Below are 12,909 nucleotides of genomic sequence, written 5' to 3'. Positions count from 1 at the left end.
CGTATGCTGTTTCTTAAAAATCGGGGAAGGAGAGGAAAACAATGCTTGAACAAGTGATTTTGTTTACGATCATCATCGGCTTTTTAATCAGCGTTGTTTTGTCTCCGGTGTTCATCCCGTTTTTAAGAAGGCTGAAATTCGGTCAGAGCATCCGCGAGGAAGGGCCGAAGTCCCACCAGAAAAAATCGGGTACGCCGACGATGGGCGGCGTGATGATCATCATATCGATCATCATCACAACGATTGCCATGACGATCAAATTTTCCGAAGTCAGCATGAATATGTTCATGCTGCTGTTCGTTACGGTTGGGTACGGACTGCTCGGCTTTTTGGATGATTATATAAAAGTTGCGATGAAGCGGAACCTCGGCCTTACGTCAAAGCAAAAGCTCATCGGGCAAATCGTGATTGCCGCCGTGTTCTACGCCGTCTACTATGCTCAAGGGCTGCCGACGGACATCCGCATTCCGGGCACGGACGTATCGTTTGATCTCGGCTTTGTTTATCCGATCCTTGTGATCTTTATGCTTGTGGGCGGCTCAAACGCCGTCAACTTGACAGACGGGCTTGACGGGCTTTTGTCCGGGACAGCGGCGATTGCTTTCGGAGCATTTGCAATTTTGGCATGGAATCAGTCGCAATACGATGTCGCGATTTTCTCGGTTGCCGTCGTCGGGGCTGTTTTAGGCTTCCTTGTCTTCAACGCACATCCTGCGAAGGTCTTCATGGGAGATACGGGATCGCTTGCCCTTGGGGGCGCGATCGTGACGGTTGCGATTTTAACGAAGCTCGAAATTCTGCTCGTGATCATCGGCGGTGTATTCGTCATCGAAACCCTTTCTGTCATCTTGCAGGTAATCTCGTTTAAAACGACAGGTAAACGAATCTTTAAAATGAGCCCGCTTCATCATCACTATGAGCTTGTGGGCTGGTCGGAGTGGAGAGTTGTCGTCACATTTTGGACAGCGGGTCTTCTGCTTGCCGTCTTAGGAATATACATCGAGGTGTGGTTATAAGTGGATACTCAAGATTTATTACAAAATAAAAACGTCCTTGTTTTGGGACTGGCAAAAAGCGGATATGCGGCTGCTTCGATCCTGCATGAAAGAGGCGCACACGTTGTGGTGAACGACCAAAAGCCTTTTGAAGAAAACGAGGAGGCCCAGATTCTTGCCGAAAAAGGGGTCGAAGTCATCTGCGGCTCCCATCCGACGGAGCTGTTCGACCTCCATTCCATCAGCATCCTGATCAAAAATCCGGGCATTCGCTATGAAAACCCGATGGTCGAGGAAGCGATGAAAAGAAACATTCCCGTCTGGACGGAAGTCGAGCTCGCCTATCATCTGACCGATGCGCCGTTCATCGGCATTACAGGTTCAAACGGAAAAACGACAACGACAACGCTTGTTTATGAAATGCTGAAAGCCGATTCCAAAAAAGCGCTTGTTGCGGGAAATATCGGAACGGCTGCGAGCGATGTGGCTAACCGGGCGAAAGGGGACGAATGGATCGTTACAGAGCTTTCCTCTTTTCAATTGATGGGGACGCATCAATTCAGGCCGAAAATCGGTTTATTATTAAACGTATTTGACGCCCACCTTGATTATCACCATTCACGGGAGAATTACGAGCTTGCCAAGCAGCAGATATACCGAAATCAATCGGAAACAGACGTTGCCGTTGTCAATTTGGACGATGATACCGTTGTGAGGCTCGCCGAGTGTTCAAAAGCGGAAAAGGTCTGCTTCTCTGTCAGACAAGAGCTCGAACACGGAGCATGTGTCAAAGACGGAATCATCATGTTTAACGATCAGCAGGTCATGCCGCTGAAAGATGTCGTGCTGCCGGGCGAGCACAATCTTGAGAACATTTTGGCCGCAGTGTGCATCGTCAAAACGGCGGGAGTTTCCAATGAGGCGATCCGCCGGGTGCTGACGAGCTTTACAGGGGTTAAGCACAGAATGCAGTACGTGGCCACGATTCAAAACAGAACGTTTTACAATGACAGCAAAGCGACGAACATCCTCGCGACGAAAAAGGCGCTATCTTCCTTTGAAAAACCGGTGATTTTGCTTGCGGGGGGGCTTGACCGCGGAAACGAATTTGACGAATTAAAGCCGCACATGTCCTCGGTTAAAGCGATCATCACATTCGGCGAAACAGCGCCGAAGTTTGAGAAGCTGGCTGAGGATTTGGGAATACAACAGGTTAAACGTGTCGATAATGTTGAACAAGCAGCATCTGCGGCGTTCAGCCTGTCAGACGAAGGAGATGTCATTCTTCTGTCACCGGCATGCGCAAGCTGGGATCAGTACAAAACATTTGAAGAACGTGGTGACATGTTTGTAAACGCCGTGCATATGCTTAAATAAGGGCTTGTCTTTTAGTCTGAAAGCCCAAAGAAATGAAGCTTGGGGTGTTCGGCTTTGCAAACAAAAAAAACGTCACCGGATTTTTTACTGGTTATCATTACGTTATTACTGTTAACAATCGGGCTCATCATGGTATACAGCGCCAGCGCGGTATGGGCGACATACAAATATGACGATTCCTTTTTCTTTGCCAAACGGCAGCTGTTGTTTGCCGGCATCGGGATCATCGCCATGTTTTTCATTATGAACGTCGACTACTGGACGTGGAGGACGTATGCGAAAATCCTGATTATCGTTTGTTTTTTTCTCTTGGTCATCGTTCTCATTCCGGGGATCGGCATGGAGCGAAACGGATCGCGGAGCTGGATCGGCGTCGGCGCGTTCAGCATTCAGCCGTCCGAATTTATGAAGCTTGCGATGATCGCGTTTTTAGCCAAGTTTTTATCGGAAAGGCAAAAGAACATCACATCGTTCAGAAAAGGCTTTGTGCCGGCGCTCGGGATTGTCTTTTCCGCGTTTCTCATCATCATGATGCAGCCTGACCTCGGAACGGGAACGGTCATGGTCGGCACGTGCATCGTCATGATCTTTGTGGCCGGGGCGAGGATTTCGCACTTTGTGTTTCTCGGTCTGATCGGCCTCAGCGGCTTTGCCGCCCTCGTCCTGTCGGCCCCATACCGGATCAAAAGGATTACGTCTTACTTAAACCCGTGGGAAGACCCTTTAGGAAGCGGCTTTCAGATCATTCAGTCGCTTTACGCGGTCGGCCCGGGCGGACTTTTTGGCCTCGGACTCGGCCAGAGCAGACAGAAATTCTTTTATCTCCCTGAGCCGCAGACGGACTTTATTTTTGCGATTCTGTCGGAAGAGCTCGGATTTATCGGAGGATCGCTCATTCTGCTGCTCTTCAGCGTCCTTTTATGGAGAGGCATCAGAATCGCGTTGGGCGCGCCCGATTTATACGGCAGCTTCGTCGCTGTCGGAGTCATTTCGATGATCGCGATCCAGGTGATGATCAATATCGGAGTCGTCACCGGATTGATTCCTGTAACAGGCATTACCCTCCCGTTCTTAAGCTACGGAGGGTCATCGCTTACCCTGATGCTGATGGCGGTCGGCGTGCTGCTCAATGTCAGCAGGTATTCAAGATATTAGCGTCAACATCGTTTTGCCGGATAACCCTGTTCGAAAAAGCAGGGTTATCGTCATGTACATAAGAAATGAGGGGGAAACCAGATGCGGATCGTTGTAAGCGGAGGCGGAACGGGCGGACATATCTATCCCGCCCTCGCATTTATTAAAGAAGTCAAACAGCACCATCCCGACGTGGAGTTTTTGTACATCGGAACAGAGAAGGGCCTTGAGAAAAATATCGTCGAGCGGGAAAACATCCCTTTTAAAGCGATTGATATCACGGGCTTTAAACGAAAGCTTTCATTTGAAAACGTCAAAACGGTGATGCGGTTTTTAAAAGGAGTCAAGGAGTGCAAGAAGGAGCTAAAACGCTTTAAGCCCGATGCGGTGATCGGAACGGGCGGCTACGTGTGCGGACCGGTCGTGTATGCCGCTTCGAAATTGGGAATTCCGACGATCATACACGAGCAGAACAGCCTTCCGGGACTCACCAATAAATTTTTATCCAAATATGTTGATAAGGTAGCCATTTGTTTTGAAGAGGCAAAAGCACATTTTCCGGCTGAAAAAGTTGTATTCACCGGAAACCCGAGGGCCTCTGAAGTCGTCTCAATAAAAGGGGCCCAGTCTCTCAAGTCCCTCGGGCTTCAGGAAAACAAGAAAACGGTTCTCATTTTCGGAGGAAGCCGCGGCGCCGCTCCGATCAACAAAGCTGTGATCGGCATGCAGCAGGAGCTCAAAACACGGGATTATCAAGTTCTTTATGTTACAGGGGAAGTTCACTATGATAAAGTAACGGAAGAGCTAAATAAACAGGGCGCGGCCGAAAATATGGCCGTCAAACCGTTTTTGCATCAAATGCCGGAATATTTAAAAGCGCTGGATGTCATCGTGGCGCGGGCCGGTGCGACGACCATCGCCGAAATCACCGCGCTCGGCATTCCGAGCGTCCTGATTCCGAGCCCGTATGTTACCGCCAACCACCAGGAAGTCAATGCGCGCTCGCTCGGCGACCGGAACGCCGCAGTCGTTTTGAAAGAATCAGAGCTTAATGGACAGCGGCTCATTCAGGCGATCGATCATATTTTACAAGACGAAGAAACGTTACAAGAGATGAGCGAGCGTACAAAGTCCCTCGGTGTTCCAGACGCGGCCCAGCGTTTGTATCAAGTATTGAATGAACTAAAGCAAGCGAAATAAGTTTATAAGAGTTTTTGGAGGTTTTTCGATGGATAAGGTGATACAAGAATTAAAAGATCTTCAAGTCGGCAAAGTTCTGGAAAATGAACCGCTCGCAAATCATACGACGATTAAAATCGGCGGCCCTGCCGATTGTCTCGTCATTCCAAAGGACATTCAGGCAGTCCGCGATACGATGGAAGTCGTGAAAAAGCATGGCGTCCAATGGAGGGCGATCGGCAGAGGCTCAAACCTTCTCGTTCTTGATGAAGGCATTAGGGGCGTCGTCATCAAGCTTGGAGCAGGGCTCGATCATATGGAAATCGACGGCGAGCAGGTGACGGTCGGCGGAGGCTATTCCGTCGTGCGGCTGTCTACTGGCATCAGCAAAAAAGGGCTTTCAGGCCTTGAATTTGCTTCAGGCATTCCGGGATCTGTCGGGGGAGCGGTGTACATGAACGCCGGCGCCCACGGCTCAGATATCAGCCGGATTTTGGTTAAAGCTTTGATTCTCTTTGAAGACGGGACGATGGAATGGCTGACGAACGAAGAGATGGAATTCAGCTACCGCACATCAATCCTGCAGAACAAGCGGCCGGGCATTTGCCTTGAAGCGGTTCTGCAGCTCGAACAAAAAGAGCGCGATGCGATCGTCGCACAAATGCAAAAAAACAAAGACTACCGGAAGGAAACGCAGCCTGTCTCAAACCCTTGCGCGGGAAGCATCTTCAGAAATCCCCTCCCGGATCACGCCGGAAGGCTCGTTGAACAGGCCGGGCTGAAAGGGCATCAGATCGGCGGAGCAAAGGTTTCCGAAATGCACGGCAACTTCATCGTCAACGCAGGCGGCGCAACCGCAAAAGACGTTCTTGATTTGATTGCGTTTATCCAAAAAACGATTAAAGAAAAATACGATATCGACATGCACACGGAAGTTGAAATCGTCGGAGAAAAACGGTAAACGACAAGACCGCCTTATGATATAATGTAACAAAAACAAACGGCATCTTTAGTATGTCGTTTGTTTCGCTAACGGAAGTTTTTCATTTTCAAGGTTTGGAGACTTAGCGTCTTCTTCCCGAATAAATATAAGCAAATAAAAGTTTTTTTGTCTGCTTGATTGAACCTGAGGTGAGCCCAACGTGAAACCCGGTATTGATAAGGAAAAAGTAGTAAATATAGAAGAGCGGATTCCAAAAATCAAAGAACAGAGAAAGCAAAAGGCGAACCGCCGGCTGATCACATTTATTCTGCTTTTTTTTACGATGATGCTGATCATCATCTACCTTCAGACCCCGATCAGCAAGGTGTCCGAAGTCGAGATCAAAGGCAATCAAAACGTTCCGGCAGACGACGTCATTTCACAGTCCCAAATCTATAAAGGGCAGACGGAATTCTGGAGCCTCAGTAAAGAAAAAACCGAAAAAAGGCTGGAGGAAAATAAATTAATAAAAAAAGCCGAAGTATCAAAAAAGCTGCCCAACAAAATCGCAATCTCGATCGAAGAATATAAGAGTATCGCGTTTTTGCAAAAGCATAATGTGTATTACTCGGTGCTTGAAAACGGGACGGTCCTCCCTGAAGAAGTGACGCCGACTGACAACGGACCGATATTGAACGGCTGGACGGAGGACAAAAAGCTCGTTCAAATGGCCAAACAGCTTGACAAACTCCCTGATTCAGTAAAGGATTCGATTTCTGAGATCGACTACGCCCCTCAAAAATCAAACCCTTGGCTTGTCAGGCTTTATATGAATGACGGCTACATCGTCACGGCTTCAATTAAAACGTTTGCGAAGAATATGAAGAACTATCCCGCCATCGTCAGCCAGCTTCCAAAAGGAGAAAAAGGCATCATCCATTTGGAAGTTGCGGCATACTTCGAATCTCTGCAAAAGAAATCCAAAGACAGCAAGAAGGAAGACGGACGTTGAAGAGACATACGGTCAACCTCTCACTTGCCATGCTCGTATTGGGTTTCCTTTTGTCTTTTTCCTACCAGTTCACAAAAGAAAACAAAGGCCGCGGAGAAGCCGCAGAAGACTGGAAAACGGAATATTCCCTCCGCGACCGGCTGATAACGGAGGAAAAGCAGAACAAAGCGCTGGAAAAGGAATTATACAAGAAACAGCAGGAAGTACAAAAAACAGAGGCATCGCTCAAAAACGAGAAAAAGGAATACTACAACATTGTTGAAGATGTTGAAAGATACAGAATGTTTGTCGGCGAAATCGGCGTTCAGGGAAAAGGCATTGAAGTCACGCTGAAAGATTCATCATATGTGCCGGAAGGGGAGAATGTAAACAATTATATTGTTCATGAAAGCCACATTTTCCGCCTGCTGAATGAATTGTGGATCTCAGGCGCGGCCGCTGTATCGATTAACGGACAGCGCGTGACGCATCATTCCTATATTTCCTGCAACGGACCGGTCATCACGGTTGACGGCACCCAGCATCCGGCTCCGTTTGTCGTTTCGGCCATCGGGGAGGCAGACGTGCTGTTCTCTGCGCTGAACATAGAGGGAGGCATCGTCGACCAGCTGACCCGTGACCATGTTTCAGTCAGCATCGAGAAAAAAGATAAAATCGAGATGGAGCCTCTTTTGAAACAAGGGGAATGAAGAAGAAAAGTTGGTGGGCGGATCTTGAAAAAACACGATCGTTCCGTCAGTTTAAGCGCTTTGATGCTCATATTCGGGATCATGCTGGCCGTACAGTTTAATTCCTTGAAGGAGCCCGAAGTCCGCGACACAAGGGATATTTGGCAGCTTCGCGAGGATTTAAAAAAGGAACAGAAAAAGCAGCTTGAATTGATCGGCGAAATCGACAAATACGAAAACATGCTCGGCACGTACAGCCGGGAGGAAGACCATTCGCGGACAAAAGCGCTGAATGACACCCTTCAGCACTTAAAAAAACAGGCCGGCTTCACCGATGTCACCGGCAGCGGCATCACGATCACGATCTCCCGGCTGTTCTCCGATGAATTAACGGGAGAGCCCCTCAAAAACCCGCCCCCTGATCTTTTGAAAAAGCTGATCAATGAATTAAACATGTATGAGGCGGAGGACATTTCCATCAATGACAGGAGGGTTGTCAATACGACCGTGATCAGAGACATCAATGGAACGACGAAAATAGACGGTTATCCATTGGACAACTATCCGATAACAGTAAAAGTCATTGGGAAAGACGCCGATAAACTATATAGCCGAATGAATGCTTCATCCCTTCAAGATCTGTTTGCGGGAGAAAATCTGGATTTGCAAATCAACAGACCTGAAAAACGCATCAAAATCAAGGCTTACGACGGTCAAATGCAAGTGGCACCATTGAAACCGCTCGAAAAATCAAAAGGAGAGAATTCCTAATGTGGCTTCCGGTTTTAGGGCTTTTGCTCGGAATTGCCATCGGGTTCAGCACGAACTTAACAATTCCGGAAGAGTACTCGAATTATTTGTCTTTAGCCATTCTCGCATCGCTTGATACGCTGATCGGGGGAATAAGGGCCCATTTACAATGTGTATACGATGAACTAGTTTTTGTGTCGGGCTTTTTTTTTAACATCATTCTCGCGATAAGTTTGGCTTTTCTGGGCGTTCATCTTGGTGTAGACTTGTATTTAGTCGGCATGTTCGCATTTGGCGTCAGACTGTTTCAAAACATAGCGGTCATCAGAAGAATATTGCTCGCCAAATGGACGGCCACAAGGAGAAAAAAATAAAAAAAATCGGATTTAAAAGAGGATATACATAGGATATAACGAATATTCACAGTAATCCTAAAAACTAAACAGAAGCGTGTTGGTTCGTTATTTATTGTTACACACTTGTAAAACCAGATTCATTGTATTGTTGTTCGGCAAATAATAGAATAGAATTGACTGAAATGTGAGGAGGTGCCATAGAATGAACAACAATGAACTTTACGTCAGTCTAGACATCGGTACGTCCAATATAAAAGTGATCGTCGGTGAAATGTCAGATGAATCGCTTAACATTATCGGAGTCGGAAATGTTCCCTCAGAGGGGCTGAAAAAAGGATCAATCGTTGATATAGATGAAACGGTTCATTCTATAAAAAAAGCGTTTGAACAAGCTGAAAGAATGATAGGTTTTCCGCTGAGACACGCCATTGTCGGCGTTAACGGCAACTACATCCATATCCAGGATACGAACGGGGTTGTGGCGGTTTCAAGCGAAAACAAGGAGATACACGTTGAAGATGTACGCCGGGTCATGGAGGCGGCCCAAGTCGTTTCCATCCCTCCAGAACAGCTGATTGTCGATGTGATTCCGCGGCAATTTATCGTTGACGGAAGAGGCGACATAACGGATCCGAAGAAGATGCTCGGCGTCCGCCTTGAAGTTGAAGGCTCGCTGATCACCGGTTCAAAAACGATTCTACATAACCTGCTCCGCTGCGTGGAACGGGCGGGAATTGAAATTACGGATATATGCCTGCAGCCGCTGGCTGCCGGATCTGTCGCTTTATCGAAGGACGAAAAAAACCTCGGGGTGGCTTTAATCGATATCGGCGGCGGCTCGACGACGGTTGCCGTATTTGAAAACGGCCATCTGCTCGCAACCCGCGTCGTTCCGCTCGGGGGCGAAAACATTACGAAGGACATTTCGATCGGTCTCCGCACGTCTACGGATGAGGCTGAGAGGGTGAAAAAACAGTTTGGACATGCTTTCTACGAAGAGGCGTCAGACGAGGAAGCATTCGAGGTCGCCGTGATCGGGACAGACCAAAAACAGACGTTTACCCAGCGGGAAGTGGCTGACATCATCGAAGCCAGGCTCGAGGAAATCTTTTTGTTTGTGGCGGAAGAGCTTCGGAGCATGGGGATTAAAGAATTGCCCGGCGGGTTCGTCCTTACGGGCGGACAGGCGGGAATGCCGGGTGTCCTCAGCCTCGCACAGGAAGTTCTTCAAAACAACGTCAGAGTGGCTAGCCCGAATTATATCGGCGTGAGGGAGCCCCAATACATGACAGGGGTCGGGCTCATCCAATTCGCATACCGGAACGCAAAAATCCAAGGCAGAAAAGTAGGCTTTAAAATGCCGGCGGAAGCGGTTCAGGAAGTCGCGGCAACTCACCAGAAAGAAGTGCAGCAGCGTCCGAAGCCAAAATCCAAGCAGCAGGCTCAACCTGAGAAAAAGCAAAGCAAAATGAAGAAAATATTTAACTTCTTTTGGGAATAGAGATTAGTCATTCGACGGATTAGGAGGATATAGCATGTTAGAGTTTGAAACAAATATAGACGGCTTAGCATCGATTAAAGTAATTGGAGTAGGTGGCGGCGGAAACAATGCCGTCAATCGGATGATCGAAAATGACGTTCAGGGAGTCGAGTTTATCGCGGTCAACACCGATGCTCAAGCCCTTAACCTTTCAAAAGCGGAAACGAAAATGCAGATCGGCGCGAAGCTGACGCGCGGCCTCGGCGCCGGTGCCAATCCGGAAGTCGGCAAAAAAGCGGCAGAGGAAAGCAAAGAACAGATCGAAGAAGCGTTAAAAGGCGCTGACATGGTGTTCGTTACAGCCGGAATGGGCGGAGGAACAGGAACAGGAGCCGCACCGGTTATCGCTCAAATCGCCAAAGACCTCGGCGCTCTGACTGTCGGCGTCGTGACAAGACCGTTTACGTTTGAAGGAAGAAAAAGACAGCTTCAAGCTGCAGGCGGCATTTCGGCAATGAAGGAATCTGTCGACACATTGATTGTCATCCCGAATGACAGACTTCTTGAGATCGTTGATAAAAATACACCGATGCTTGAAGCGTTCCGCGAAGCGGATAACGTCCTGCGCCAAGGTGTTCAGGGCATTTCAGACCTGATTGCAACACCGGGACTGATCAACCTTGACTTCGCCGATGTCAAAACGATCATGTCAAACAAGGGATCTGCACTGATGGGTATCGGTATCGCCACAGGCGAAAACCGCGCTGCCGAAGCCGCTAAAAAAGCCGTTTCCAGCCCGCTTCTTGAAACGGCGATTGACGGCGCACAAGGCGTCCTCATGAACATCACGGGCGGAACGAACCTGAGCCTGTATGAAGTGCAGGAAGCAGCTGATATCGTCGCTGCTGCGTCAGATCAGGACGTCAACATGATCTTCGGATCTGTCATCAATGAAAACTTAAAAGACGAGATTGTCGTAACCGTTATTGCGACCGGGTTTATCGAACAGGAGCCGGATTCAGCAAAGCCGCAGAACAGACCTTTAAACCAAGGCTTTAAACAGCATCAGCCAGCTCCGAAGCGCGAACCGAAGCGCGACGAACAGGTCAGCATGCCTCACCGCAGCCAATCCCAGCCTGCTGAGGATACGCTTGACATCCCGACTTTCTTGAGAAACCGCAATAAACGCTAATGAATAAACGAGAGGCTGCTGATCCATTCAGCAGCCTTTTAATTTAAATTGAACCTCCGTTGAATTCCCCCCCGAAACAACCAGAACAAAAGGCTTGCCGCTCAACACTGCCTTTCTGCCTAAAATCACGCGACGCCGGCAAGTACGGCGGACTATACCGTAAAAATGCGGATGCGTAAAAAGTATCAATTTATCGATCAATTGCAGCACGGTGACAAAAACCGACAAAATCTACGAGCTTTTTCTTTTACATTATAGATGCCTTCTTTTTTCTAGACATAGAAATGCAAGAAGCGGCAAATCGCGACTAGATTCGCAATGTAAAAGGAGGATGCCAGTTGAAGAAAAAGCCAATATATCGCACATTGACGTGCGCGGCAATTATCGGTGCACTGCTGGTGCCCGGGGCTGTTCAAGCCGACGGCGGCACAGCGGGGAAAGACGTGAAAGGACATAATAAAATATCAGACTCTCTTTACAAGGACTTTGAATCAAACGAAAAGGTCACATTTTTAATTAAAATGAAAGATCAGGCCAATCCGCAGCATACCGCACGAGTGGCAGAGACGAATGCCAAGGCGAGCATTATGACTAAGAAAAGGGTAAAAGAGCTCAAACGTTCGGCGGTTCTCACCTCTTTAAAGACAAAAGCCGAAAACACGCAAAAAGACTTGAAAACGTATTTGCAGACACAAACGAAAAAAGGTGCCGCATCGCAGGTGGAATCATTTTATATCGTAAATGGAATGGCGGTGACGGCCACAAAAGAAGTGATGGAAAAAATAGCGGCGTTTCCAGAAGTGGAGAAGGTGCTTCCAAATCAAACGATCAAATTGAGCGAAACGGAAAAAGCCGCAATCGATACAACGTCGAAAGCTTCATCTTCCGAGGCAGCGGCAAACATCAAGCAAGTGCATGCACCTGATGTCTGGAAAAAACGGTATAAAGGCAAAGGAACTGTCGTCGCATCGATCGATACCGGCGTTGAATGGGATCATCCGGCATTAAAGAAAAAATACCGCGGATATAATCCTTCAAAGCCGAACAGCCCGAACAACGAATATAACTGGTTTGACGCCACAAGCAATAAAAAAACGCCATACGACGATCTCGGCCACGGCACACACGTGACCGGAACGATGGTCGGATCAGAATCAGGCGGAAAAAACCAGATCGGTGTTGCACCTACTGCGAAATGGATCGCTGTCAAAGCTTTTTCACAAGAGGGCGGAAGTGAAAAAGACCTTTTAGAAGCGGGCGAATGGATTTTGGCGCCGAAAGATGCAAAAGGGAAACCGCACCCTGAAAAAGCTCCGGATGTCGTCAATAATTCCTGGGCCGGCGAACGCGGGCTTAATGAATGGTATCGCGACATGGTGAAGGCTTGGCGTGCGGCGGATATTTTCCCGGTATTTGCAGCTGGGAATGTGAGCGAAACCGAGCCGGGCGGACCTGGATCTGTCGAAAATCCTTCCAACTATCCGGAATCTTTTGCAATCGGAGCGGTTGACAGTACGAATGCTTTAGCCGATTTTTCATTGCAGGGGCCATCTCCATACGATGAAGTCAAACCGGACCTTTCCGCTCCCGGCGTGAGCATCCGCTCAGCTTATCCGGGACACAGATACGCAACGATGGACGGCACATCGATGGCAACTCCGCATGTTTCAGGCGTTGTTGCATTAATGAGGCAAGCCGATCCGAACATCACCGTTGATGAAATCGAGCGCATTTTGCGGAAAACGGCGAAGCCTCTGACGGACAAAACGTTTAAAAGTTCGCCAAACAACGGGTATGGATACGGATTGGTCGATGCGCTAAAAGCGTTCAAAGAGGCCAAGAAA

At 48.3% G+C, this 12,909-nt stretch carries 11 protein-coding genes and 1 pseudogene; all 12 read left to right on the top strand.

Annotation, left to right across the window (positions count from 1 at the left end; genetic code table 11):
- The first annotated feature begins 41 nt into the window (after positions 1-41).
- Positions 42-1,016, top strand: a complete 975-nt coding sequence (gene mraY / locus NSQ39_RS11375; protein ID WP_046130731.1) for a phospho-N-acetylmuramoyl-pentapeptide-transferase — start codon at positions 42-44, stop codon at positions 1,014-1,016.
- A complete protein-coding gene (gene murD, locus NSQ39_RS11370; RefSeq protein WP_175076842.1) occupies positions 1,017-2,372 on the top strand; it encodes a UDP-N-acetylmuramoyl-L-alanine--D-glutamate ligase in 1,356 nt (451 codons plus the stop codon).
- Between the two features lie 54 nt (positions 2,373-2,426).
- Complete coding sequence (spoVE, locus tag NSQ39_RS11365) at positions 2,427-3,527, top strand: stage V sporulation protein E (protein WP_046130729.1); 1,101 nt, start codon at positions 2,427-2,429, stop codon at positions 3,525-3,527.
- Between the two features lie 81 nt (positions 3,528-3,608).
- Positions 3,609-4,706: an undecaprenyldiphospho-muramoylpentapeptide beta-N-acetylglucosaminyltransferase gene (gene murG / locus NSQ39_RS11360; RefSeq protein ID WP_175076841.1), complete on the top strand. Its 1,098-nt coding sequence runs from the start codon at positions 3,609-3,611 to the stop codon at positions 4,704-4,706.
- Positions 4,707-4,734: 28 nt separating this feature from the next.
- Positions 4,735-5,646, top strand: coding sequence for a UDP-N-acetylmuramate dehydrogenase (gene murB, locus NSQ39_RS11355; RefSeq protein ID WP_046130727.1), 912 nt, complete (start codon positions 4,735-4,737; stop codon positions 5,644-5,646).
- 181 nt (positions 5,647-5,827) lie between these two features.
- Positions 5,828-6,619 carry a cell division protein FtsQ/DivIB gene (locus NSQ39_RS11350; protein ID WP_046130726.1) on the top strand — a complete coding sequence of 264 codons (792 nt, stop codon included), beginning with the start codon at positions 5,828-5,830 and terminating at the stop codon, positions 6,617-6,619.
- Positions 6,620-6,648: 29 nt separating this feature from the next.
- Positions 6,649-7,308, top strand: coding sequence for a DUF881 domain-containing protein (locus NSQ39_RS11345; protein WP_396335469.1), 660 nt, complete (start codon positions 6,649-6,651; stop codon positions 7,306-7,308).
- Positions 7,309-7,332: 24 nt separating this feature from the next.
- The gene (locus NSQ39_RS11340) at positions 7,333-8,058 is read left to right on the top strand and encodes a DUF881 domain-containing protein (RefSeq protein ID WP_175076839.1); all 726 of its coding nucleotides are present in this window, start codon (positions 7,333-7,335) and stop codon (positions 8,056-8,058) included.
- Complete coding sequence (locus NSQ39_RS11335; protein WP_046130723.1) at positions 8,058-8,411, top strand: small basic family protein; 354 nt, start codon at positions 8,058-8,060, stop codon at positions 8,409-8,411. Before NSQ39_RS11340 ends, NSQ39_RS11335 begins: the two co-directional genes overlap by 1 nt.
- A 184-nt stretch (positions 8,412-8,595) precedes the next feature.
- Positions 8,596-9,894, top strand: a complete 1,299-nt coding sequence (gene ftsA / locus NSQ39_RS11330) for a cell division protein FtsA (RefSeq protein WP_046130722.1) — start codon at positions 8,596-8,598, stop codon at positions 9,892-9,894.
- Between the two features lie 34 nt (positions 9,895-9,928).
- Entirely contained in the window at positions 9,929-11,065 is a 1,137-nt protein-coding gene (ftsZ, locus tag NSQ39_RS11325; protein ID WP_046130721.1) for a cell division protein FtsZ, read from the top strand.
- Between the two features lie 338 nt (positions 11,066-11,403).
- Positions 11,404-12,891 (top strand): annotated as a pseudogene (locus NSQ39_RS11320) (S8 family serine peptidase); the annotation flags it as partial.
- Positions 12,892-12,909 lie beyond the last annotated feature (18 nt).

The organism is Bacillus sp. FSL W8-0848 (assembly GCF_038007805.1).
Lineage (GTDB): Bacteria > Bacillota > Bacilli > Bacillales > Bacillaceae > Bacillus > Bacillus glycinifermentans.
This window is presented reverse-complemented; position numbering and strand designations above follow the sequence as displayed.